Here is a 24,417-nt window from a genome sequence, read left to right as displayed (position 1 = left end):
GAAGTAATATGGGTAAGTTTTTCACGCCACAAGTAAAGATAGCACTTGTCGCAATACTAGGTGTTATTGTTTTGTTCTTCGGTATGCAGTTTCTGAAGGGATTATCTATTTTCTCGACAGATACACACTATCAAATGCGATTCAGTAATGTAAGTGGTCTCTCAACGTCTACTCCTGTATATGCAAATGGTTTTAAGGTTGGAACAGTAAAGAGCATAGAATATGATTATGCAAAGCCTGGTGAACCAATTATGGTAGGAGTAGATATTGATAAAAGCATGAACATTCCAGAGGGTACAAAGGCTGATATTATCAGTGATGTCATGGGGAATGTGAAGGTTGACTTAGTACTTGGGACAAGTAACAAGACACTTGCCTCAAATGGAATTATTGATGGTCGTATTAATGACGGAGCATTGGGTCGAATGAAGGATATGGTCCCTTCTATTCAAAAGATGCTACCAAAGTTGGATAGCATACTTGTTAGTGTCAATTCTCTCTTGGCTGATCCAGCTGTGAGAAGCTCCATTCATAATGTCAATCAAATTACAGCTAATCTTACTACCTCTACACGTGAAGTAAACCAGTTACTTGCTCAGATGAATCATTCACTACCAATATTGACTTCTAAAGCAGGTAGAGTAATGGATGGCGTTAATGGTTTAATGGCAAATGCAAATGGCGGAATTACAGAAGCACGTGGTGCGATTCGTGGTGCTAATGGTATGATTGCAACATTAAACAATAAGGTTGATGGTATTGATGTGCAGGGTACAATGGCGAAAGTCAATACAACCTTAGAGCATATCAACTCTCTTACAGCAAAGCTAAATAGTAATGAGGGAAGTCTAGGATTGTTGATGAACGATGCCTCTCTTTACAATAATTTGAATAGTACAATGCGCAGTGCTGATAGTTTGCTTGTCAACTTAAAGGCTCACCCCAAGCGTTATGTTCACTTCTCGCTATTTGGTAGAAAGGATAAATAATTTAAATATCGTCTAAATTAAAAGATGATTGTTTCACATACTAGAGATGTGTTATAAGGGTCGTGTAAATCAGTCTTTTTAACCATCTCTGGTATTTGTTTCACTCATATTATTAATTTTATTCTTTACTAAACGAAACATCTTGTTTATCAAGTTGTTATAATTGAGCAAATAACTTTGAGTATATGTTGAAGCCTGAAACTCTGTAAAGTACATTGAAATAGCTGTTTATGAGCTTTATAGTACTACATCGTTAATTATGTAGAAATGGGCTTTTTATAAATAAATTACTATCTTTGCAAAAGTAAAAAACTAGGAATGGTCTGTTAACATGCCATTTGTAGAAAGACATAAGTAACGTAGATATCAATATGAACGTCAATCCTAAACAACTTTGGGATCAGTGTCTCCAGCTTATAAAGGAGAATGTGACTGAGCAACAGTATGATACTTGGTTTCGTCCGATAGTACTTCAATCCTATCAGCCGGCTAGTAAAACTTTGTTGGTTCAGGTGCCTAGTCAGTTCGTATATGAATATTTGGAAGAGCATTACGTTCCTTTGTTACGTAAGACTCTTATACGTGTTTTTGGTCAAGGTGTTCAATTGAGTTATCGTGTGATGGTTGATCAGGAACATCATTTGTCACAAGATTTACAACCGGAGGCAGTAGAGGATATTTCTTCGCAAAGACCAACTGCTCGTGGCAACCAAAGTCCTACGATTCTGGATGCAGTGCCTCAAGACCTTGATTCGCAACTTGACCCACATAAGTCCTTCACTAACTATGTTGAGGGAGATAGTAATAAATTGCCTCGTTCAATAGGACTTTCTATTGCAGAACATCCTAGTACGACACAATTCAATCCAATGTTTATTTATGGTCCTTCAGGCTGTGGTAAGACTCATCTTGTCAATGCTATTGGATTGAAAGTCAAACAGCTTTATCCTGAAAAGCGTGTATTATATGTTTCTGCGCGCCTTTTCCAGGTACAATACACAGATTCTGTTAGACAGAACACCACCAATGATTTCATCAATTTCTATCAAACGATTGATATCTTAATAGTCGATGATATACAAGAGTGGATTACTGCTACCAAGACACAAGACACTTTCTTCCACATCTTTAATCATCTTTTCCGCAACGGAAAACGTATTATCTTAGCCAGTGATCGCCCTCCTGTAGATCTTAAGGGAATGAATGATCGCTTATTGACACGTTTCTCTTGTGGTCTTATTGCAGAGTTGGAAAAGCCTAATGTGCAACTTTGTGTGGATATCTTGCACAATAAGATTAAGCGTGATGGGCTTAGTATTCCTGAAGATGTGATTAAGTTTATTGCTGAAACAGCGAATGGTAGTGTGCGAGACCTGCAAGGTGTTATCAACTCTCTTTTGGCTTACAGCGTTGTTTATAACAGCAATATAGATATGCGACTAGCTGAACGTGTTATAAAACGTGCTGTGAAGATTGATGATGAGCCATTAACCATAGATGATATTTTGGATAAGGTTTGTGCGCATTTCAGTGTTACTACAACGGCTGTCAACTCTCGTTCACGCAAGAAAGATATTGTTATTGCACGACAAGTGAGCATGTATATGGCACAGAAATATACGAAGATGCCTGCAAGTCGTATCGGTAAGTTAGTGGGTAATCGCGACCACAGTACTGTTATCCATAGTTGTTCGAAGATAGAAGACCGGCTGAAGGTTGACAAGGGATTCTATGCAGAAATAGCAAGTATTGAGAACTCATTTAAATTGAAAGCATAAAGTATTTAGTTTATAAGTCAGCTACTTCCCATGGCTGACTTTTTATTATCATTGGTATTTGCTCAATCATTTGTCTACTTAGATTAATCATACTTTTGCATATATGAATTAGTCGCTTCGGAGAATATATAAATCTTAGTTGGAGATATTGGTTAGAGATATAGTAAGCGAAAAGCACACCACCTTTGATGCCTAGAGAGCATAAGAATCCTACTAATAAGCCATATTCTGTGTTTTATATTTTTTGTTTTATCGAACCTTTCTTTTGTGTTTCTTCTTATATTGTACAAAGTTGATATATAAGGTTTTATAAGATTAAGATCTCCCTTCTAATATATGAAATCACTTGTATCAGTTTATATTATCTCTGTAGGTAATTTGTATTTGCTTATTGTCTCACATTTTCTTCGTAATATTGCACTTGTAAAAGGAGAGATATAAACCTAAATCTTCTTAGATAATTTAAAGGAATCAGTTTATAATTATATAATGAGAGAACTCAGGTTGAGTTTGATATTAATAACCTTTTAAATATATGTCTTTATGGGATTAAAAACATTTACCAAATCTATTTTATGTTGTGCCTTATTTGTTATTGGTGCATTGTCTGCAAAAGCTGCTGATCGTTTAGTAATCGTCGGTGATGCTACATGGGGAGGGTGGAATCTTAGTCAGTCTACCGTTATGCAGAAGTCTGATGAGAATGCTGATGTCTTCAAGGCTACCGTTCATTTAGATGCAAATAAGGAGTTTAAGTTCCTTACCGAGCTTGGTTGGGGTAATTTGGAGTATCGTGCCGGTGCAGGTCCTGTTACTTTGCAGTCGGGCGTTGTTGCTCCATTGGTGAGTAGCGAAGATGAGCCTACCGATGGTAAGTTCTTTGTTAGTGAGTCTGCTAACTATGATATCGTATGTAACTTGGCTGAGAAGACAGTCATTGTGACAAAGGCTGCTTATCAAGCAACACCTTTGAAGCATACAGCTTTATGGATGATTGGTAGTGCAACAAAGGGTGGTTGGAGTATCGGTGAAGGTACGATTATGAAGCAAGATGCTTCTAATCCAGCTAAGTTCTCAGCACGTACAGAGTTGAAGGCTGGTGAGTTGAAGTTCGGAACGAATGTTTATGCTGGGTTCGACCAGATGTTCTATCTGCGCGACTTGACCGATGAAGGGAAGATTGTCTTTGGTGGTGATGATAATAAGTGGAACTTCACAGAGGAGGCTACATACGATGTTACCATTGATGTAGCAGCTATGACAGTTTCGTTTACTAAGGTTGATCCAACAGCTATCAATGCTGTAGAGACGACAAGTGAGGCTCCTGCAACCTATTACACCTTAGGTGGCATACAGGTAGAGAAACCTGTAGCAGGTGTGTATGTAAAGCGTCAAGGTGGTAAGGCTGTGAAAGTTGTTGTTAAGTAAGATCTTGCTTCTTTACATTCATTGGGGCTTAAGAGAATTCCTCCTTATTATATAGTCCCCCTTCTGTATGGTGATGTTAGATTGATATCACCATACAGAATAATACTTTAAAAACAGACGATTGTTTTTAGTATTTTCTTTTTTATCTTTGTGTCTTGGTTTTAGTATCGTTCTCTTTCACTCTAAACGTTTGATTTTAATCAAGAAGCTACTAATGCTAGTCGGTCTTACACAATCTTTCTCTCTAGATATTAGTTTATCTCAAAACAAAATACTAACTTTGCAGGCGGATTTAGTGTTCTTTTCTCAGTAAGGTATATTGGGATAACATAAGGTAAACTAAATAACGAATTATAAGGTATAAATTATTATAAGGTATTCTGTAGGAAGTAATATTGCAAAGAACAATAGACTTTACAGGGTAGCTTATGCTCATAAACAAGAGAATTATCAAGAAGAGTTATGTGCGTCCCGTATGTGGAATCGTTAAGACGATGGTAGAAGTGGCTCTACTGGCAGGAAGTGGTAATGGGGTAAGTAAGGGCAACCCAACACATGGTGTAGATGATAACCTTGCTAAGCCAAGCCCCTTTGGTTATGTAGAAGATAATGATGTAAAAGGGACAAAAGGTTGGAATTAAGTAAACTAAAGAAACTAAACATAAGAATGAAGAAACAGAAATTACAATTCCTTTGTGGCGCAATCGCCATGATAGGATTTACAGCCTGTAGCGATACAAACGATGTAGCAGGTGATGTTACACAACAAGAGGGTTATGTCACTACTATTCAGGTAACAGCAGCGGCTGACAAAGCTGCACAAGCTGGAACACGCGCACTCAAACCAAATGCTAATAATCAAATTGAGTCTGAGTGGAAAAGCGGCGATAAGATGTTTATCTATGACATCGCTGATAATGATAATAGTAATGAAGCTAACTATAGCTTAGTGACAATGGCTGCTAGCAGTAACAAACAGAAGGCAGACTTCACAGGTGAGGTTAAAACCTTAAGCCCTATGAAGGCTACGGACAACCTTGCTTTCTTCTATCCTGGTACGGCTGTTGAGGGTGAGAAAACAGTTGAGCAGGTAAATCCGAAAGTTGAAAAAGAAACAGGTACAGGTGGCGTTAATCTACAATATCATACATCAGAGAACCCAAGTACCAATAAGAAGTACGGCATCCGCAGTACTGTCTCTCTTGATATGAAGAAGCAGGATGGTACATTAGCAACTATCGACCAGAAGTTTGATTACAACTGGGGTATAGCTAAGCCTGTAGAAATAAAGAATAACGATGGACAGAAAGTTGCAAAAACAGAGGTGACGCTGAATCGCAAGGTGACTATCTGGGGTATGAAGTTTCTCGCATCGAGTAGCATTGGTCAGATAAAGAATATTGACAGTGTAAAAATCAATGGTCTTCGTTCATATGATGTACTTAATCTTAAGGATGGCAATTTTGTTGGTACGAGTGACGAAAAGGAATATATGATTACCTTAGCCAACAAGGATAAGTCAAAGATTCAGTTGGAAAAAGATTACGTGTGGGTGGCTTTCTTGGCAGAGAATGCCTCAACCAACTTCACTATAACCGTTTATACACAAGATGGTGTTTACACAAAGACTGCTTCAAAGGTGTTTAACACAGGTTATGACTACCGCTCAAACATTACCGTTGAGAAGATTACTCCTCAGCCATATGTTACAGTAAACAATGTCACATGGGCTACAGGTAACTTTATACATTATAAGCAGGGTACAAAGGAATACTGGGGTATTGCGCCTGCACAGTGGTGGATTAGTAACTATGGAGATAATCCATCAGCTGAAAACAGAGCTAATAACAAAGATATCTCAAAGAGTGGATTAGGTTCACAAAACTGGTATATTGATAACCATAATGGACGTTACACTCAGACTTCTGATGACATGGATCTCTTTAGATGGGGAGATATTACAGAAGCTTTGAATTTGAAAAGTGCTGAATACCTCGGTGGAACAGGATTTAGTATGGAAGGAAATTATTATAAGAACAAGCTGTTACCTGGTACTTTGGGTAACAGACCTGTAGACAAAAACCAAGCTGTATATGGTGATATCGTAAGATATCATACCGAAAAAGCAGGACGTAGTTATTATTATCAGTACCCTTCCTTGGCGCAACTCGAAGGCTTGAAGAATAGCGCCACAAAGATACCAGCATTCTGTTATACCGATAAGGGAAATAAGATTTATGGCATTTACTATAGCGATTACATACTGACAGGTCAACATGCTAAGTTCCCTACTGGCAAGAAACTCTGGAAGTATGAAGACGTAACAGGACTTGTTCTTGCTAATCGAGGCTTGTTCTTACCTATTACAGGACGTCGTGACGATGGTATTAACAATAAAAACAACGTAGTTTTCCGCCATGTCGCTGAGGGTAGTAATTTCATGGGCTTCTATTATGCTGATCGTGCAACGGCAGCAAGTACCTGTAAGGGCTTATTCTTTGGTTCTCTTAACTATGGAATAACTGAACCACAGAAACATCAAGCTTGTGCAATCCGTCCAATCTATGTTGGTCCAGCCATTACAGGCACACCACCAGTTACTGATGCAGCCAACTTTGCACCATTTAGCAGAATCATTGATGCTACTGGTCGTAAATACTAAACGGCTAAGAGAATAGATTTTTATTTATTGCTGTCTAGCAATACTTAAATAGCATAAAGTTTATTGCGGGATTACCTTTATTAGGTAGTCCCGCATTATGTTTGGGAACTAAATACTCTAATCTATCAACTTCTTATTCCGTGTGTTCACTTGTCTAGTCTTATATCTCCCTTTCCATTGGTATGTGTAAACCTATCAGTATAATTTACATAAGTTGCAGGATCCAACTTCTTCTAGATAACACATTCGTTTTTGTGTCCCCCTCTCACTCGCATAATATATGCAGCGTACTTGTTTCTAGAAAAAAGGTACTATCGTTTTAAGTAAAAAGTACTATCGTTTTGGCGAAAACGGAGGTACGTTTTACCGAAAATGGAGGTACGTTTTATTAAAAACGGAGGTAGGATTTTTCCTGATTGTATATTATTTCTGTCCAACTTTATACTAATAGTACGGAAAGAGGGTGGTTGTGATAGGGTAGAGGGATTATTGTACAGCAATATTCAATTATAAAAGAAGCCATATCGACATCTCTTAAAAGGATGAAGATATGGCATTTTTGATCTGTAGAAAAAGGATTGTTATACTTTATGTGTTCGGTAGATGAGATAATCACCATCGGCATGGATTGTGAACTCATTTGATAAGGCTTCGTTCAGCGTTCCTTGCCATAGTTCGTTGAATGGATAGATGTCCCATTTGAGCCCGTTGCTGGATAGCTCTTTGCAGGTAGCGTTGAAGATGCTGACTTGCTGTCCAGGAAAAGATTCAAAGCGCATAGTGCCCGATGCTGCTACGAAATAGCCATAGTCGGTTATCATCACTGGGTCGATAGCCAACTGACGATAGTAGTAGAGCATGAGAGATATGTTCCCTAGTGTGTGATCTTCCCGTTTGCCAGTTGCTCCGAGGTAGCAGAAGCGGGGGCGGGTATGGGTGGATGCGTCCATCTTCAGATGCGAACGAGCAAAGAGAGTCGCCTTGGTGAGGTCGTTAAACTCTTGTTCTGATATATGATGATAGATGTGTGCATAGCGTTGTTTCAGTTCTTCAGAGAGTGAGTCGCCATCGCCCACTACTGCCGTTGGCTCTATCTCATATTCAAGTAGCTCCGTGAGTGCGCCATCGCATACTATGAGATTATCCGTAGTGCGTAGGATGCGAAGGGGTAGGACGTGGGTGGGGAAGTCGCCAGCTGCTAGGATGACGGCACAAAAGCCTCCCCCGACCCCTCCGAAAGGAGGGGAGAGCCTAACGGGGTGTTCGTTGGGGATGTGAGGATGTTGTTTGTTCTTGTTATTCTCTTTGTTATTGATAATCATTTGTTGTGTTGCTCTATTTTATTATAGCTCTCTTTCGAGAAACTTTGTATGCATTTTATTTATTACAGTAACTTCTTCTTCAACCTATGAATATATTTTGGAGAACTCTGATGAAACCTTTATTCCGTTAGGCACATCCCCTCCTTTGGAGGGGCTTGGGGAGGCTCCTTTCCTATTCCTTTAAGAGGGGCTTGGGGAGGCTTTTTCGCCACTTATAATATCCTGCCACAGCGATAACGGAATAGAGAGCATATAGCCCTGCGGTGAAAGGAATTCCTTTATATAGGTAGAGTCCTGCCAGTTCGATGTCGACGACAATCCATATCCACCATTGTTCTATGTATTTCTTAGCTAATGCCCACAGTCCGATGAAGCTGAGCGCATTGCCGAAGCTGTCTAATATTGGTACGGTCGAGTTCGTGAACTTGATGAGGATGAAGTAGAGTGCAGCCCAAAGAAGGAGGAAGACAAGCAGTGAAGGGAGTATCAACCGACGAGGATAGCGTGTGATAGGAATCTCCTCCGCCCCTTTCTTCCTTCCGAACTTCCAATACAAGAAGCCATAGATGGCTGCCAATGTATAGTAGATTTGCATTCCAAAGTCCGCATATAGTCCCGCCTCGTAATAGACAACCATATAAATGGCAGGCATGATAATACCCGTCAGCCAAAGCCATATACTCGCTTTGTATTCTTGATAGATGTAAATGAGGCCGACGATGCAGCCCAGCATGTCTAGTGTCATGAGCCTTAAAACTTCAACGCAACACTCCCCATCACATTAAATCCTGCCATTGGGATGAAGCCCAGTTGCGTATAACGGTTCTCGTTAGGATGACCGTCATTGTCGAGGATAGTGCTATATACTCCTCCGCTGGCAGCATAATGGCGATTGAAGATGTTGTTAAGATTCACGCCAAAGATAGCTTCTTTCAAACCGATAAGATGCTTTGCAGGACGGAGAAAGTAGCTGATGTTGACATTCGTCTGCGAATAGCAAGGCAACGAACGGGTTATATTCTCGGTGTTGTCGAGATACTGGCGACTGACGAAGTTTGTATGCCATACAGCCTTAATGCCTTTGTAATGCAAATCGAGGAAGCCATTGAGGATGGCTGATGGAGAGAACGCCAAAGTAGAGTGATTATAATGAATCTTGCGGAAGGAATCATCAAAGTTGACACTTGCCATCTCGTCGAAGTCCTTAATAACATTGCGACTTAACGCAGCGTTACCTTCGACAGTCAACCATGATAACGGACTCCAGCCAGCTTCCAACTCGGCACCCATACGATAGCTGTTCTTGATGTTTGTGGTAAGATTCTCGCCGATGTCACTCTTCTCGCCTGTCTGCACAAACTGATTCGTATAGTCCATATAATAAAGGTTTACGCCAGCATGCCAGTTATTACCTGTGTACTGATAGCCAAGCTCTATATCCATCAATCGTTCTGGCGAAGGTGCTGGGTAACTACCATTGTCGGTAAAGTTATTGCGTTCAGGTTCACGGTTAGCATAGGCAATGGATGCATAAGCCTTGTGCCCATCACGATAGTAACTTACGCCCGCTTTAGGATTGATAAAGTCATAATGCTTATTGATATTCAACAGTTGATTATGGTATCCGTTGGCATCTTTACGGAATCTATCATTTTTGCCATTGGTTCTATATTCCACGCGGCGATACTGAAGGTCGATAAACGTATTCCAGTAGTTGTTAAAGTGGTAATTAGCTTTGAAGAAACCGCTGTAATCGAACTTACGAGCGTCAGAGGAATAATACTTATAATCCTTGCCGTTAGGTCGGAACTTGTTGTCAACCTGTTGGTCTTTGATATAAGTAAGATATCCGAAGTGATCCCCTCGGAACTGTTGAAGATTCAAGCCACCCATCACATCCCAGCTTTCATCTTTATAGTTGAGATTATAGATAACGCCGTAGGTGTGTTGTGACAAACCCTTACGACGCACGAGGTCAGTCTTTGCTATCTGCGTGCCAGTATTATCGGTGAATTGCAAACCAAATTTAGCCAGCTTTGTTTTCCGTTTGAACTCGCTGTAATAACCATAACCATAAGTATAATGTAAGGTTATGTTATGGCTCCAATGCTGTGCAGGATGAATAAGGAAAGAAAGGATGTTGTGATTCTGATAGAAGTTATCGGTAGTCTTCTTCCAAAACGAACCATCACGCATCTTAAATCGTTCCGTTTGATAATTCCCAGCAGCATCTTTGACGAAAGCACCATTATTGTCTGTCTGCAAATACTCGTATAGGGAATTGAATTTGCCTAATCCTCTATCGTAAAGATCCTTGTAAGTTTTAATACCCGTATGTACCCCGAAAGTACCATCCATCAAACTAAGATCGCCGCTACCAGCGACAACTCCATACCAAGCCTGCCCCGTCTTCTCAAAGTTTCCGATGTTCTTGTAGCTAATACGGAAGTTATCCCCTAACCAAGTCAAACCGCCATAGTAAGAACCCGACCGCCCGCTTGTGCCGTGGACATAACCATCGGTGGCTGTCTCGTGATATGCCCCATCAAAGATAAGATGATTGAAGAGCAAACCCGTTGAGAACTTCATTCCTGCGTTGTAAGTGTTATACGAACCGTATGATGCACTGACCTCTGCGCTCGGCGTTCTCATGGGTGAACTCGTCGCCAAAGAAACCGAACCGCCGAAAGCACCATCGCCGTTTGTAGATGTTCCGATACCGCGCTGTATCTGTACGCTTCCCATAAGCGAAGCGTATGAGTTCATGTTTGCCCAGAAAACTGTCTGATCTTCTGGCGAGTTTAAAGCCACACCGTCTAAGGTGATATTAATGCGACTTCCTGCTGCGCCTCGTATGCGCATAGCGGCGGTACCCGTTCCTAATCCGTTCTCACCCCAAGCTAACACGCCCGGCGTTTGAGCTAATAAGAAAGGTAATTCACGTCCCGTTTTAGAGAAAGCCTCAAGTTCTGATTTCTTGATGTTAGCCACTGCATAAGGAGCATTCTTTTGTACTCGAACTCCAGCGACTATTACCTCTTCCAAGTGCTGTTGCTTGAGCGTGTCAGTTACTTCCTGTGCCTTTGTAGTTGCTACACATGTTAATGCAGCAGTGAATAGGATAATTCTTTTCATATCCTTCTAGTGATGATATTAAAATATAAATAAGGGGATTTTTCCCTACGACGGCATTACCCGTATCAGGTCAATGGGTATATTCTCAGCAAGCCCAAACAGGCAAGCACCCCCTAACTTCCGCTTTGAAAGTCGGTGCAAAAGTAATACATTCTTATCAAACAACCAAAGAAAAGGCTGTAAATGCTATTAACTCGTCAACTTGTCTACTCGTCCACTTGTTTACTCTTCAACTCAAACAACTTTAGTCGGCGCGTCCCAATATTATGGATTCTGCCAGCCGCTTCCAATCGTTCCGCAATGCGATAAGCTGTAGAAGCGGAAAGATTGAGATACCGGCGAAGGTCGGCAATGGTAATGACAGACTTTGCGGCGAAAAGTTCCTCAAGTGCTTGGTCGATGTCTTCGGCTGTTGGAATGGAGGCATTGCCGTAATGATGAGTTTCGTTCTCGAATTTGGCAGAAAGGAGCTTATGCGCCATTTCACGATCGGGGCGGAACTTTATCGTTCGCACTTTCGGGTTACGCAATCGATGATTGTGTGTGCGCGGATCCTCGTACACCTCACCTTTCACAGCCAGCGAGAAATAACCGATACCCGGCAGATGGACAGCGTTTCCGTCCAATAGTTGATGGGCTATTTCATCTCCCAGAGCCATAACCGTTGCGAAAACATCCGCTCGTGTAAGAGACATTGCACCTTGTATGTTCTGCCCAATGCGTTCCAATCCAATGGTCTGTCGCTCCATAACGATTGCCCGAAATTCAGCCTTCTCCTTCAGCTTTCCGTAATTCTTTTGTAGTCTGTATTTGATGCTCATAACCTTTTATAATTTTGTTTACTTTTCTTTCCCTTATGTATGTTTTCGCCGTCAGATACGCTTTCTTTTCCATTTGTAAGCATATTCTTTGGCTGTTTGATTCGTATATTTTCGCAGTCGGAAGCGTATTCCGTCATAATTCGATACGTATTCTGTTATAATTTAATCCGTATTCTATCATCATTTAGCCCGTATCAAATTATATTTTCTCAACGCTGGTGAAACATTTTCACTATGCTGAAATTATACTATCACTACGCTGAAATTATTTTCTCACTATGCTGAAAATGAAATTACATACGTACAAAAGTATAACAAAATACGTATAAAAGCAAGAAAAGATACGGATAAAATTATCATGCTTGCCGTATTCCCTTTCTTTTCCTTCCGTATTCTCTTTCTTTTCTTCCCGTATTGCCCGTCTTCTCTACCCGTATTGCTTTCCTCTTTCTCCCGTATATACTTGTTTTTAAAGCGGTCGGATCTGCCTTTATATCCCGTTAATAAGTGTTTTTCCTAATTAAGGAATAATAAATTCTTATTCTATGTAGAAGTAAAAAGTTAACTTTGCTTGCGAAAATTGAGTGGTATTCACAAGCTAAAAACATAAAACTATTTATAATGAAAAGTATTAAGGATATATTACCTTGGGAGGAGCGTCCTGTTGGATGCAAGGATGTGATGTGGCGTTATTCAAAGAATCCAATCATTGACCGCTATCATATTCCAACATCAAACAGTATCTTCAATAGTGCTGTCGTACCATTTGAGGATGGCTTCGCTGGAGTGTTCCGTTGCGATAACAAGGCGGTACAGATGAACATCTTCGCTGGTTTCAGTAAGGATGGTATCAACTGGGAAATCAATCACGAGCCTATTACGTTTGAGGCAGGAAACACGGAGATGATTGAGTCAGAATATAAGTATGACCCACGTGTTACATGGATTGAGGATCGTTACTGGATTACTTGGTGCAACGGCTATCACGGACCAACGATCGGAATTGCTTACACCTTCGACTTCAAGAAGTTCTATCAGTGTGAGAATGCTTTCTTGCCATTCAATCGTAATGGCGTACTCTTCCCAGAGAAGATTAACGGGAAGTATGCGATGTTGAGCCGTCCAAGCGATAATGGTCATACTCCTTTCGGTGACATCTACATCAGCTTTAGCCCTGACATGAAGTATTGGGGCGAACATCGTTGCGTGATGAAGGTGACTCCTTTCCCAGAGAGCGCATGGCAGTGCACAAAGATTGGTGCTGGTTCTGTTCCTTTCTTGACCGATGAGGGTTGGCTTTTGTTCTATCACGGCGTAATCAATACCTGTAATGGTTTCCGCTATTCAATGGGTGCAGCCATCCTTGATAAGGACAATCCAGAGAAGGTGCTCTATCGTACTCGTCCCTATCTATTGGCGCCAGCAGCTACGTATGAATTGCAAGGCGACGTGCCAAATGTAGTCTTCCCATGTGCTGCTTTGCAAGATGGCGAGCGTGTCGCTGTATATTATGGTGCAGCTGATACCGTCGTTGGTATGGCGTTCGGCTATATCAAAGAGATAGTTGAATTTACAAAGAACAATAGCATCTTATAAGTATCAACCTACTTGTAAGGCGGAGCTACGCACATCTTCGGTGTATTATCATATAATGTCAGAGATGTGCGTAGTCATTTTCATATAGGCTCGCCATAGTCCTTTTCATTCATGTACCATGGCAGCAATAACTATTAACTGCATGTTTTTTATGAGACCTAAACTCCTATTGGGAATCCTTATTTCCTTATCTTTTCTATCCTTGAGAGCGGCAGATAAGACAGGCGAGGAACCCGTTGATCTTGTTAATCCTTTCATTGGAACATCCAACTTCGGAACAACCAACCCCGGTGCTGTGTGCCCGAATGGTCTGATGTCAGTCGTTCCCTTCAATGTGATGGGTTCCGATTTGAATAAGTATGATAAGGATGCAAGATGGTGGTCAACACCTTATGAATATCATAATGTCTATTTCACAGGCTTCTCTCATGTGAACCTTAGTGGCGTAGGTTGCCCAGAAGTGGGCTCGTTATTGCTTATGCCAACGACGGGGAAGTTAGATGTAGACTATAAGAACTATGGTAGCACTTACGATAAGGAAGTAGCCCATCCCGGTTATTACTCGAACCATCTTAGCAAATACGACATCAAGACCGAAGTAACCGCAACACCGCGCACCTCAGTAGCTCGCTTTACGTTCCCCAAAGGCGAGAGCCACGTTTTGTTGAACTTAGGCGAGGGGCTCACGAATGAGACGGGAGCCATGGTGCGGAAGGTAAGCGATACCGAGTTTGAGGGCATGAAGTTACAAGGAACCTTCTGTTATAACCCACAGGCAGTGTTCCCAATCTACTTCGTTATGCGCATAAGCAAAAAGCCTTCAGAGTCGGGTTATTGGAAGAAACAACGTGCTATGACAGGCGTTGAGGCGGAATGGGATGCAGACAATGGCAAGTATAAGCTCTATAAGAAGTATCAGAAAGAATTATCGGGCGATGATATAGGAGTATGGATGAACTTCGATACGGAAGCCAACGAGCAGGTAGAAGTACAGATGGGCGTGTCATTTGTCAGTATTGCAAATGCACGAGAGAATCTCAATGCCGAACAGCATGGAAAGAACTTTGATGCCATCTACAATGCCGCTCGCAAGCAGTGGAATGATGACCTTTCTCGTATCCTTGTTGAAGGAGGCACGAAGACGGAACGCACCATCTTCTATACCGCCTTGTACCATACCCTCATCCATCCTAACATCCTACAAGATGTCAATGGGCAATATCCAGCAATGGAGAGTAACGATATTCGCACCATAAAAGAGGGCAACCGTTATACCGTCTTCTCACTTTGGGACACTTACCGCAACGTGCATCAGTTGCTTACCTTAGTCTACCCAGAACGTCAGCGTGATATGATTCGTACGATGATTGATATGTATGACGAACATGGATGGATGCCGAAGTGGGAACTCTTTGGTCGCGAGACTTACACCATGGAAGGCGACCCAGCGATTCCCGTCATCACTGATTCGTGGCTCAAGGGCTTGCGTGGTTACGACATCAATAAGGCATACGAGGCTTTCCGTAAGTCTGCGCTAACGAAAGGCAGCGATAATCCGTTGCGCCCAGATAATGATGAGTACATGCAGAAAGGCTATGTTGCCCTGCACGAACAATATGATAATTCGGTCTCTCACGCACTGGAATATTATATTGCAGATAATGCGCTCTCACGTTTAGCAGCTGCCTTAGGCAAGAAAGCTGACGCCAAACTCTTCTATGATCGCTCGTTAGGTTATCGCCATTATTACAGCAAGGAGTATGGCGTATTCCGCCCCATCATGCCCGATGGTAGCTTCTATAAGCCCTTTGACCCTAAGCAGGGCGAGAACTTCGAGCCGTCACCTGGCTTCCACGAGGGCAACTCTTGGAACTATTCGTTCTATGTGCCACATGATGTGAAAGGCTTAGCAAAGCTGATGGGCGGTCAGAAGTCATTCGTCGATAAGTTACAGAGCGTCTTTGATAAGGGATATTACGACCCTGCCAATGAACCCGATATTGCTTACCCTTACCTCTTCTCATATTTCAAGGGTGACGAATGGCGTACACAGGTACAGACACGCAGGCTCTTGAAGGAATATTTCAAGAATGCGCCAGAGGGCATTCCTGGTAATGACGATACGGGAACCATGTCAGCTTGGGCAGTCTTCAATATGATAGGATTCTATCCAGATTGCCCTGGCGAACCCTATTACACCCTCACATCCCCCGTCTTTGACAAGGTAACCATTCGTCTGGATAAGGCGCAGTGGGGTAGGGACAAGCTCGTGATAGAGACTTCACGCGCTCAACCTGACGATGTTATCATCAGTAAGATGGAACTAGGTGGTAAGCCGTGGAACCAATATCGCATCAGTAATGAAGAGCTCTTGAAGGGCGGAGTATTAAAGTTTTATTTAAAGAAATAAGGTGGGGCATTCGAGGCTAATACCTATCGTATATCCCACCACAACGACACTATAGTCATGATTAAAAAAGTATTTATAGGCGCAGCATTCTTGCTATTATCAGCGTCAATCACACAACCTGTCTGTGCGCAGAGCATTATCCCTCAACCCGAGAGTATCACTCGTCAGCAAGGCACTTTCACATTGGCTAAGGGGCTACAAGGCGTGACCAATCTTAAAGGAGAGGACTTCAAGACACTGAATCAGTACACCTCAGATGTAATGAGTATCCCGTTCTCATCCGTAAAGAACCCTTCTGCTGATGCACCCTTGCGCCTCATCTGTACTGGTACGGAACAGGAGGCAGCGATGGCGGCAGATAGCGTAAGTCTACAAGGGTATGAATTAAATGTTACGCCAACAGCAGTGACCATACAGGCGAGAACTCCTATGGGACTTTTCTATGGTTTGCAAACACTACGACAGCTGGAGCAGGACCGCCAGATTCCTTGCGTAAAGATAACAGATACACCCCGTTTCGCTTATCGTGGTCTGATGATAGACTGCTCAAGACACTTCTGGTGGAAAGATGAAATCAAGAAGCAACTGGACGCTATGGCGTACTTCAAGCTTGACAGATTCCACTGGCACCTCACTGACGGCGGTGGATGGCGCATGGAAGTGAAGCAATATCCACGCCTAACAGAGGAGACTGCCTATAGAACAGAATCTGACTGGACGAAGTGGTGGAACAGAAAGAACCGCCAGTATTCGCCTGATCCTGATAGCCTCGTATGTTGGAAGGGAATGAATATACATGGTGGCTATTACACGCAGGACGGCATTAAAGAGATTGTCGATTATGCCGCTGCACGCCATATCACCATCATACCAGAGATTGAAATGCCTGGGCACAGTGATGAGGTTGTCTATGCTTACCCAGAGTTGTCATGTACGGGTAAGCCCTATACTCAGTCAGATTTATGCGTAGGGAAAGAACAGACCTATACCTTCATGGAGAATGTATTGAAGGAGGTAATGCAACTCTTCCCTTCAAAGTACATTCACATAGGAGGCGATGAGGCTGAACGCCGCACATGGAAGACCTGTCCCGACTGTCAGCGTGTGATGAAGGACTATCATCTAAAGGACGTAGCCGAGTTACAGAGTCATTTCACTCACCGCATAGAACGCTTCCTCAACGATAATGGCAGAAAGCTCCTCGGATGGGATGAAATCATGGAAGGTACCTTGGCTCCCAATGCCGCTGTCATGTCATGGCGTGGCACTGAAGCAGGATTGACTGCCGCTAAGAGTGGGCATCACGTGGTCATGGCACCGCAAGAGTTCTGCTATTTGAATATGTATCAGGACGACCCCATGACGGAACCAAAGGCGCAAGGAGGATATACGAGATTGGAGAAGACTTACAACTATGACCCTATCCCAGCGGCTTATAAGGGTACGTCTTTGGAGAAATATATTGATGGTGTACAGGGTTGTGTATGGACGGAATTCATAGAGAAACCTGACCATTTAGAGTATATGATATACCCCCGATTACTTGCACTAGCCGAGACGGGATGGACGAAGCAACGTACAGGCTATGCCGACTTCCGTCAACGAGTAATTACGGCAACTGATGCGCTCAAACGTGCTGGCTATAATGCTTTCGACATTCGAAAAGAGAAAGGCGCACGCCCTGAAAGCCGTTCCATCGTGCAGCATGAAGGTTTGGGTAAGCCCGTGACCTATCTCGGTCGATACGCTGAGAAATATCGTGCAGAAGGCGATAGTACGCTGACCAATGGATTGTGTGGCGACTGGGGCTACCTTGAGGGAAGATGGCAGGGCTTCATAGATAGCACAGGCGTTGACGTGATTGTTGACATGGGGAAGGTAACTGATATCAAGGATGTGGAAGCCAACTTCATGCACCAGCTGGAGGCTGTCATCTATGTTCCTAACACCATAACACTACTTGTCTCAAAGGATGGAAAGAAGTTTACCACAATAGATAAGACGCTCCCTGGTATCAAGACAGACAGCGACTACCTTGTTTATCCCTATCGCTGGAAGGGTTCGGTACGGGCGCGTTATGTGCGTTTGAAAGCCACCTCGCGTGAGCCAGATGCGTGGATCTTCACTGATGAGATTATCATCAATAAGAAGTAAGTCGACGGATTCGCCTTATCACGGCGAACGTATGAATAAGAAGAAACTGAAGGCTTGGTACAATCTAGTGCCAAGCCTTCATGCGTTCTCAAATTCCTTGACGCTAGACCTACTAAATTGACACGTATGTGTTAGCCCCTTTGACACATACGAGTAACAGGCACTGACACATACGAGTCATTTCGTTATTACATACGAGTCATTTTTGGTATCATGCTGATGATACTCCATGATACGATAGGAGTCGGCGGAGCTATATCCCCTCTATGGCTTCTCCCTTTCCTATCGTTTGTGCGGCGCAATGCGTATAAGACTTTCCACCGATGAAAGCGACTTCCTCCTCTTCACTCCCGTTTGCTTGTCCATTTTTCTACTATGCAATGACATTTGTTATTGAAATGTTTTGATATGTCATTAATAGTTGCTAAATTTGTCTCATCAATATAACTTAAAACAGTGGTACTAGCCAGCCTAATTAGTCCAACGGGATTATAACTTAAACTTTATCAGTGAGTTAGTGAGCAGAAATATTACCCTCTCTTTTATTCGTAAAGGATATTCCGTTAAGGCTTTCTCTATGTACTCCGTTCAGTAAGTGAATATTCTTTTCAATCATAGACAGTAGAACTCCCGATGCGGAGTAGAGTCATTCTGTCGTCATAAATAGTATTTATAACTTTATGAAGAAAATCTTTTTGACTGCTGCTGTAGCGCTAGCAACAATCTTCTCTGTTAGTGCACAAGACTACACGCAGTATGTGAATCCTTTCATTGGTACAGGTGGTCATGGTCATGTCTTCCTAGGTGCTAATGTTCCATTTGGTAATATCCAGGCAGGTCCAACGCAAAAGAAACAAGGTTGGGATTGGTGTTCAGGCTATCATTATAGCGACTCAACAGTGATTGGCTTCGGTCAGATGCACCTTAGTGGTACGGGTATTGGCGACTTGGGTGATGTTTCTCTATTACCTATGACCAACCCTTCACAGCGCGAAGTGAAGTTCTCGCATAAAGCAGAATATGTACGTCCAGGTTATTATTCGGTGATGTTAGCTTCTGGAATTAGGGTTGAGTTGACCGCAACCCAACGTGTAGCCTTTCATCGTTACTCATTCCCAGCAGATGCTACAAAGGGCTATATAGCATTGAATCTTGCACAAGGGATTGGATGGGATAAGATGACTTCTTGCAAGTTCAAACAGGAGTCAGATAAGACCATTACAGGATTCCGAATGTCTGAAGGATGGGCTAAAGATCAGCGAGTTTACTTTGTTGCGGAGTTTTCCGAGCCAGTTAAACTTGAAGAGAATGAGCGTGATACAATAGGAATATTCTCTGTTGCCTCAACCAATCAGCCGCTTTTAGTGAAGGTGGGTATATCTGCTGTTAGCGTAGAGAACGCTCGAGAGAACCTGCAACAGGAGCTTCCTGGTTGGAACTTTGCAAGTGTTGTGGCTAAAGCGAATGCCGATTGGAATCGTGAGCTAAGTAAGATTGCAATTAAGACACAGGACGAGCGTGCGAAACGTATATTCTATACGGCACTTTATCACACGATGATAGCCCCTTCAGTGTTTAGTGATGTGAATGGCGAGTATCGTGGGGCAGATGGTAAGACGCATAAGGGTGATTTTACTGATTACACCACCTTCTCTCTGTGGGACACTTATCGTGCAGCCTTCCCTTTGATGACGCTTATTCAACCAGAGATGCAACGTGATCTTGCAGAGACAATGCTACATATCTTCAAGCAACAAGGTAAGCTCCCTGTTTGGCACTTGATGGGTAATGAAACAGACTGTATGGTGGGTAACCCTGGTATTCCTGTACTTGTTGACATTGCTTTGAAGGGATTTAATGTGGATAAGAAGGCTGTCTTCGAAGCGGTTAAAGCCTCTGCAATGAGAGATGAAAGAGGTATGGGACTATTGAAGAAGTACGGCTATATTCCTTGTGATCTCGACCCAGAGAAGGAGACGGTTGCTAAGGGATTAGAGTATGCGCTCGCTGATGCTTGTATCGCCAAACTTGCCAAGCAGTTGGGTAAGACAGAGGACTACAAGTACTTCTACAAGCGTAGCCAGTCGTATCGTGACTTCTATTTCGATAAGCAAACAAAGTTCATGAGAGGCGTTACTTCCGACCATAAGTTCCGTGAGCCATTCGATCCATTCAGCACTGTTCATCGTCAGGATGACTATACTGAGGGTAATGCTTGGCAGTATGTTTGGTTAGTTCCACATGATGTTCACGGGCTTGTAGCTGCCTTTGGTGGCGAGAAACCATTCGTTTCAAAGCTCGATTCACTGTTCATTGTCAATGGTGATATGGGCGCTGAAGCCTCACCAGACATTACTGGCTTAATTGGTCAATATGCGCATGGTAACGAGCCAAGTCACCACATTCTCTATATGTATAACTATGTTGGGCAACCTTGGAAAGGGGCTGACAAGATACGCTATGTATTGGCTAACTTGTATCATGATGACTTTGATGGTTTGAGTGGAAATGAGGATGTTGGACAGATGTCAGCATGGTATATCCTGTCTTCGGTAGGCTTCTATCAGGTTGATCCAGCTGGTGGTCGTTATGTCTTTGGATCGCCACTCTTCGATGAAGCAACATTGAATGTTGGTAATGGAAAGACTTTCCGTGTAGTTGCGCATAACAATAGTTCCGAGAATAAGTATATACAAAGTGCGAAGCTGAATGGCAAGCCTTATACTCGTTCTTACATTGACTTTAAGGATATAGTACGTGGTGGAACACTCGAATTTGTTATGGGGAATAAGCCTTCGCAATTCGGTGTTAAGCCATCAGATCGCCCTTAGGCAATGATCAAACACTAGTAAAATAACCTATCCGATACGCATGACTCTATGTCATTGAAAGCCTTTGGCGAGTCATGGGTATCGACCTTTAATTACTTAATCAAGCTATGACTGATTTTAATAACGTGGTTTCTCAGTTCCGTATAAACGGCATTGTAGAAAGTGTGAGTCCTATTGGTAACGGGCTAATCAATGAGACGCTGCGAGTGTCAACAATAGGGAAAGATACTCCTGATTATATATTGCAACGCATTAATGATGCCATTTTTACTGATGTTGAACTCTTGCAACACAACATTGAACTTGTTACTTCTCATATTCGCCAGAAGCTGATTCAACAGGGAGAACAGGATGTTGATCGCAAGTGCTTACAATTCGTTAAGACTACAGATGGGCGCACTTATTATCAAGATGTGTATGGTCGTTACTGGCGAATGAGCGTCTTTATCCCTGATTCTGTTACTAAGGAAGAGGTGAATCCAGATAGCGCTTTCTGTTGTGGAGAGACCTTTGGCAATTTCGAGAAGATGTTAGTCGACTTGAAAGAACCGCTTGGTGAGGTGATACCAGACTTCCATAATATGGAGCTTCGTATGCGTCAGTTACAAGCAGCCGTAAGTGCTGATGTTAAGGGAAGAGCATCTAGTGTGCAGGATATCATCGAAGAATTGTATCGTAATGCGGATGAGATGTGCCTTGCTGAACGCCTTTATCGTGAGGGCGTATTACCTAAACGCACCTGTCACTGCGATACCAAGGTTAATAATATGCTCTTCGATGAATCAGGAAAGGTGCTTTGCGTGATAGACCTTGACACTGTTATGCCTAGCTTTATATTCTCTGATTATGGAGACTTCTTACGTACTGGTGCTAATAATGTAGCTGAAGATAGTGACAATTATCAGGCTGTTGGATTCAAAGAGAACATTTTTATATCCTTCACAGAGGGATATCTCTGTAGTGCGGGTAGCTTCTTAACAGAAGTAGAAACGAGTCATTTACCTTATGCAGTAGCCCTCTTCCCCTTTATGCAGTGTTCCCGTTTCCTCGCCGATTACCTTAATGGGGATGTATACTTTAAGACTAAGTATGCGGAGCACAACCTTGTTCGCTCACGTAATCAGCTCTTACTCTATCGTGATGTGCGTAAACATGATCAGATGATGGCTGACTTTGTTCAGAAAACATTAAAACAATGAAACAATTAGAAGTACGAAGAATAGACGATCAGCAGGTTAATGCTGCTGATATCCCAGCTCTTTTTAGAGCTGAAAAGGTTACTTATCAGAAAATAGATACGGTTGATTGGGCTGCTGATTACCCTTATTGTCCACAAGTAGAGTTTGCGATTGCCCATAAGGGGGATGCTATCTTACTCCATTATCGTGTGGAGGAAGATTGTGTGAGAGCCGTCTCTGGAACTGACTTAGGTCCTGTTTGGGAAGACTCTTGCTGTGAGTTCTTTGTCAGTCCAGATGTAGAAGGAGGCTATTATAACCTTGAAACCAATTGTATTGGTACAGTCCTACTATGTAATGGAAAAGGTCGTGAGGACAGATCGAAAGCCCCATCAGATGTATTAAATGCCATTGAGCGTTGGTCATCACTGGGTCGTGAACCCTTTGAAATGAAAGAGAACAAGCAGAAATGGGAACTTGCTTTGGTAGTCCCTGTATCTTCTTTCTTCCGTCATAACCTAAAGAATCTCTCCGGGAAGACAATGCGTGCTAATTTCTATAAGTGCGGTGACAAGACAACAAAGCCTCATTTCCTATCGTGGAATCCGATAGACTTGCCAGCACCCGACTTCCATCGACCCGACTTCTTTGGTGAGATTAGATTCTTATAGAGTGTTCTTCACTTGAGTATCAGTGCTCATAATCACTGATGAAAGTTAATAATCAGTAAGCAGCTAACCTGTGTTTTCGGGTTAGCTGCTGTTTGTTTGTTATGTTGTAGGTTTCTCTTCTTCTATGATTTCAGCGTCTTCAATATTCTCATTAGCGAGTTTGAAGCCTTCAACTATCTTACTCTCTTCAGCCTTCTCAAATGCTTTTCGAATATAATAATTACGTATAGAGAAGAGTAATTCGATAACTCCATAACACATGAAAGCCCATCCTATCACTTTTAATGGTAGTGCCGCTGCCTCTATTGGTTTGTGTATTGAGAAGATAGCGACAATCAAGATGAGGGTAGGGAGAAGCCAGAGATAGACAGGAACATGTGCATACTGTTTTGAACGGGCAAGTGTTATGAACAAGTTTATAGCACCAAGAATGAGTAAAGCTGCAAGAATATAGACCATACCAATAACGAATGTCTCGGGCATAATGGCTAGGATAATACCTAAAACAACGCTTCCTACTCCTGCAAGAGGGAATGAAGGCGACTGCAAGGCGTCGGCTTCTTCTTTCTCTGCTTTTGCCTTTCTTTTGGCAATACGTTCCTTTTCTACATAATAGACGATACATGAAACCGCTCCCGAGAGGAAGAAGAGTAGACCGATGGTAATGGTTAACCATGTCATTGCTCCTTGGTTATATTTCACCAAAAGGAATCCTGTCACTGCCATAAGAATTGCTCTTATAGCTGATATTTGTAGTACTTTCATGGCTACAAAAATACAAAATAATCTCTATTCTAAGGCTTTACTCGTAAACTATTTGTTACTTTTGCATGAAAAAGAAATAAATAAATGACATTATTATATTTAGTCCGTCATGGTGAAACTATTGATAACGTGCATCGTATCATGCAAGGACAAACACAAGGGAAATTGAATGATAACGGCGTAAAACAGGCTGAAGAAGTGGCAGAGAAACTCAAGGCTGAACCAATAAATGCTTTCATTGCAAGTGATTTAAGGCGCAGTATTCATACTTGTGAGATTATTGCTGCCCCCCATGATAAGTCTGTTTGTACAACTCCATTATTACGTGAGCGTGACTGGGGAGCCTTCACTGGTAAGTATATACCTGACTTATCTAATCTGAAGAATCCGACATTATGGCCCAAAGATATTGAGAGTATTGATGCAATAAAGGCTAGGGCGGCAGAGTTTATAGCGTGGTTACGTGCAGAATATCCCAATCAGAAGGTGCTTGCTGTGGGGCATGGTATTATTAACAAAGCTATTCAGAGTGTCTATTTTGATAAACCCATGAATGAGATATTACCAATGGGTAATGCTGAAATTCGTATGCTTGAATTATGAATGCAAATATATCTCAGCTTGTATGTAATATCTTCTTCCTTTTTATCCAAGCTACATCTATGGTGTAATATAGT

Annotated in this window: 17 protein-coding genes and 1 riboswitch; of the genes, 12 read left to right on the top strand and 5 right to left on the bottom strand. The window is 42.2% G+C overall.

Annotated features, from left to right (window positions below):
* Positions 1–8: 8 nt before the first annotated feature.
* The 5 genes from F0475_RS07675 to F0475_RS07655 all read left to right on the top strand — a co-directional run bounded on the left by F0475_RS07675 (position 9) and on the right by F0475_RS07655 (position 6,857).
* On the top strand, positions 9–989 hold the full coding sequence (locus F0475_RS07675; protein WP_155716167.1) for an MlaD family protein: 981 nt from the start codon (positions 9–11) through the stop codon (positions 987–989).
* Between the two features lie 371 nt (positions 990–1,360).
* Positions 1,361–2,767, top strand: coding sequence for a chromosomal replication initiator protein DnaA (dnaA, locus tag F0475_RS07670; protein ID WP_155716166.1), 1,407 nt, complete (start codon positions 1,361–1,363; stop codon positions 2,765–2,767).
* A 543-nt stretch (positions 2,768–3,310) separates the two neighbouring features.
* Positions 3,311–4,195 (top strand): SusF/SusE family outer membrane protein, encoded by an 885-nt coding sequence (locus F0475_RS07665; RefSeq protein ID WP_155716165.1) that lies wholly within the window; start codon positions 3,311–3,313, stop codon positions 4,193–4,195.
* Positions 4,196–4,623: 428 nt separating this feature from the next.
* Positions 4,624–4,836: a hypothetical protein gene (locus F0475_RS07660; protein WP_155716164.1), complete on the top strand. Its 213-nt coding sequence runs from the start codon at positions 4,624–4,626 to the stop codon at positions 4,834–4,836.
* Between the two features lie 26 nt (positions 4,837–4,862).
* Complete coding sequence (locus F0475_RS07655; protein WP_155716163.1) at positions 4,863–6,857, top strand: hypothetical protein; 1,995 nt, start codon at positions 4,863–4,865, stop codon at positions 6,855–6,857.
* 581 nt (positions 6,858–7,438) lie between these two features.
* On the opposite strand, the gene F0475_RS07650 is transcribed toward F0475_RS07655, so the two are convergent.
* From F0475_RS07650 to F0475_RS07635, 4 genes are all read right to left on the bottom strand, one after another.
* Complete coding sequence (locus F0475_RS07650) at positions 7,439–8,179, bottom strand: thiamine diphosphokinase (RefSeq protein ID WP_155716162.1); 741 nt, start codon at positions 8,177–8,179, stop codon at positions 7,439–7,441.
* Positions 8,180–8,351: 172 nt separating this feature from the next.
* Positions 8,352–8,924, bottom strand: coding sequence for a nicotinamide riboside transporter PnuC (gene pnuC / locus F0475_RS07645; RefSeq protein ID WP_155716161.1), 573 nt, complete (start codon positions 8,922–8,924; stop codon positions 8,352–8,354).
* A 5-nt stretch (positions 8,925–8,929) separates the two neighbouring features.
* The gene (locus F0475_RS07640) at positions 8,930–11,314 is read right to left on the bottom strand and encodes a TonB-dependent receptor (RefSeq protein ID WP_155716160.1); all 2,385 of its coding nucleotides are present in this window, start codon (positions 11,312–11,314) and stop codon (positions 8,930–8,932) included.
* Between the two features lie 25 nt (positions 11,315–11,339).
* A riboswitch (TPP riboswitch) is annotated at positions 11,340–11,438 on the bottom strand.
* 82 nt (positions 11,439–11,520) lie between these two features.
* On the bottom strand, positions 11,521–12,135 hold the full coding sequence (locus F0475_RS07635) for an HU family DNA-binding protein (protein WP_155716159.1): 615 nt from the start codon (positions 12,133–12,135) through the stop codon (positions 11,521–11,523).
* Positions 12,136–12,756: 621 nt separating this feature from the next.
* Between F0475_RS07635 and F0475_RS07630 the strand changes: the two genes are divergently transcribed.
* The 6 genes from F0475_RS07630 to F0475_RS07605 all read left to right on the top strand — a co-directional run bounded on the left by F0475_RS07630 (position 12,757) and on the right by F0475_RS07605 (position 22,975).
* Positions 12,757–13,731 carry a glycoside hydrolase family 130 protein gene (locus tag F0475_RS07630; protein WP_155716158.1) on the top strand — a complete coding sequence of 325 codons (975 nt, stop codon included), beginning with the start codon at positions 12,757–12,759 and terminating at the stop codon, positions 13,729–13,731.
* Positions 13,732–13,882: 151 nt separating this feature from the next.
* The gene (locus F0475_RS07625) at positions 13,883–16,141 is read left to right on the top strand and encodes a GH92 family glycosyl hydrolase (RefSeq protein ID WP_155716157.1); all 2,259 of its coding nucleotides are present in this window, start codon (positions 13,883–13,885) and stop codon (positions 16,139–16,141) included.
* A 57-nt stretch (positions 16,142–16,198) separates the two neighbouring features.
* Entirely contained in the window at positions 16,199–18,295 is a 2,097-nt protein-coding gene (locus F0475_RS07620) for a glycoside hydrolase family 20 protein (protein WP_155716156.1), read from the top strand.
* A gap of 680 nt (positions 18,296–18,975) precedes the next feature.
* On the top strand, positions 18,976–21,126 hold the full coding sequence (locus tag F0475_RS07615; RefSeq protein WP_155716155.1) for a GH92 family glycosyl hydrolase: 2,151 nt from the start codon (positions 18,976–18,978) through the stop codon (positions 21,124–21,126).
* A 107-nt stretch (positions 21,127–21,233) separates the two neighbouring features.
* The gene (locus F0475_RS07610) at positions 21,234–22,325 is read left to right on the top strand and encodes a phosphotransferase enzyme family protein (RefSeq protein ID WP_155716154.1); all 1,092 of its coding nucleotides are present in this window, start codon (positions 21,234–21,236) and stop codon (positions 22,323–22,325) included.
* On the top strand, positions 22,322–22,975 hold the full coding sequence (locus F0475_RS07605; protein WP_155716153.1) for a carbohydrate-binding family 9-like protein: 654 nt from the start codon (positions 22,322–22,324) through the stop codon (positions 22,973–22,975). The genes F0475_RS07610 and F0475_RS07605 overlap by 4 nt, the downstream gene beginning before the upstream one ends.
* A 99-nt stretch (positions 22,976–23,074) precedes the next feature.
* Here the strand turns inward: F0475_RS07605 and F0475_RS07600 are convergent, their stop codons facing one another.
* Positions 23,075–23,740 (bottom strand): DUF308 domain-containing protein, encoded by a 666-nt coding sequence (locus F0475_RS07600; RefSeq protein WP_155716152.1) that lies wholly within the window; start codon positions 23,738–23,740, stop codon positions 23,075–23,077.
* An 84-nt stretch (positions 23,741–23,824) separates the two neighbouring features.
* Between F0475_RS07600 and F0475_RS07595 the strand changes: the two genes are divergently transcribed.
* Positions 23,825–24,343 carry a histidine phosphatase family protein gene (locus tag F0475_RS07595; RefSeq protein WP_155716151.1) on the top strand — a complete coding sequence of 173 codons (519 nt, stop codon included), beginning with the start codon at positions 23,825–23,827 and terminating at the stop codon, positions 24,341–24,343.
* The last annotated feature ends 74 nt before the right edge of the window (positions 24,344–24,417 follow it).

The organism is Prevotella vespertina (assembly GCF_009728485.1).
Classification (GTDB): domain Bacteria; phylum Bacteroidota; class Bacteroidia; order Bacteroidales; family Bacteroidaceae; genus Prevotella; species Prevotella vespertina.
This window is presented reverse-complemented; position numbering and strand designations above follow the sequence as displayed.

What these genes read in the sequence shown, in the direction of transcription:
- F0475_RS07625 (WP_155716157.1), top strand. Translation starts at nt 13,883, where the DNA reads ATGAGACCTAAACTCCTATTGGGAATCCTTATTTCCTTATCTTTTCTA.
- F0475_RS07660 (WP_155716164.1), top strand. Translation starts at nt 4,624, where the DNA reads ATGCTCATAAACAAGAGAATTATCAAGAAGAGTTATGTGCGTCCCGTA.
- F0475_RS07635 (WP_155716159.1), bottom strand. Translation starts at nt 12,135, where the DNA reads ATGAGCATCAAATACAGACTACAAAAGAATTACGGAAAGCTGAAGGAG.
- pnuC (WP_155716161.1), bottom strand. Translation starts at nt 8,924, where the DNA reads ATGACACTAGACATGCTGGGCTGCATCGTCGGCCTCATTTACATCTAT.
- dnaA (WP_155716166.1), top strand. Translation starts at nt 1,361, where the DNA reads ATGAACGTCAATCCTAAACAACTTTGGGATCAGTGTCTCCAGCTTATA.
- F0475_RS07655 (WP_155716163.1), top strand. Translation starts at nt 4,863, where the DNA reads ATGAAGAAACAGAAATTACAATTCCTTTGTGGCGCAATCGCCATGATA.
- F0475_RS07630 (WP_155716158.1), top strand. Translation starts at nt 12,757, where the DNA reads ATGAAAAGTATTAAGGATATATTACCTTGGGAGGAGCGTCCTGTTGGA.
- F0475_RS07675 (WP_155716167.1), top strand. Translation starts at nt 9, where the DNA reads ATGGGTAAGTTTTTCACGCCACAAGTAAAGATAGCACTTGTCGCAATA.
- F0475_RS07605 (WP_155716153.1), top strand. Translation starts at nt 22,322, where the DNA reads ATGAAACAATTAGAAGTACGAAGAATAGACGATCAGCAGGTTAATGCT.
- F0475_RS07620 (WP_155716156.1), top strand. Translation starts at nt 16,199, where the DNA reads ATGATTAAAAAAGTATTTATAGGCGCAGCATTCTTGCTATTATCAGCG.
- F0475_RS07650 (WP_155716162.1), bottom strand. Translation starts at nt 8,179, where the DNA reads ATGATTATCAATAACAAAGAGAATAACAAGAACAAACAACATCCTCAC.
- F0475_RS07640 (WP_155716160.1), bottom strand. Translation starts at nt 11,314, where the DNA reads ATGAAAAGAATTATCCTATTCACTGCTGCATTAACATGTGTAGCAACT.
- F0475_RS07610 (WP_155716154.1), top strand. Translation starts at nt 21,234, where the DNA reads ATGACTGATTTTAATAACGTGGTTTCTCAGTTCCGTATAAACGGCATT.
- F0475_RS07600 (WP_155716152.1), bottom strand. Translation starts at nt 23,740, where the DNA reads ATGAAAGTACTACAAATATCAGCTATAAGAGCAATTCTTATGGCAGTG.
- F0475_RS07665 (WP_155716165.1), top strand. Translation starts at nt 3,311, where the DNA reads ATGGGATTAAAAACATTTACCAAATCTATTTTATGTTGTGCCTTATTT.
- F0475_RS07595 (WP_155716151.1), top strand. Translation starts at nt 23,825, where the DNA reads ATGACATTATTATATTTAGTCCGTCATGGTGAAACTATTGATAACGTG.
- F0475_RS07615 (WP_155716155.1), top strand. Translation starts at nt 18,976, where the DNA reads ATGAAGAAAATCTTTTTGACTGCTGCTGTAGCGCTAGCAACAATCTTC.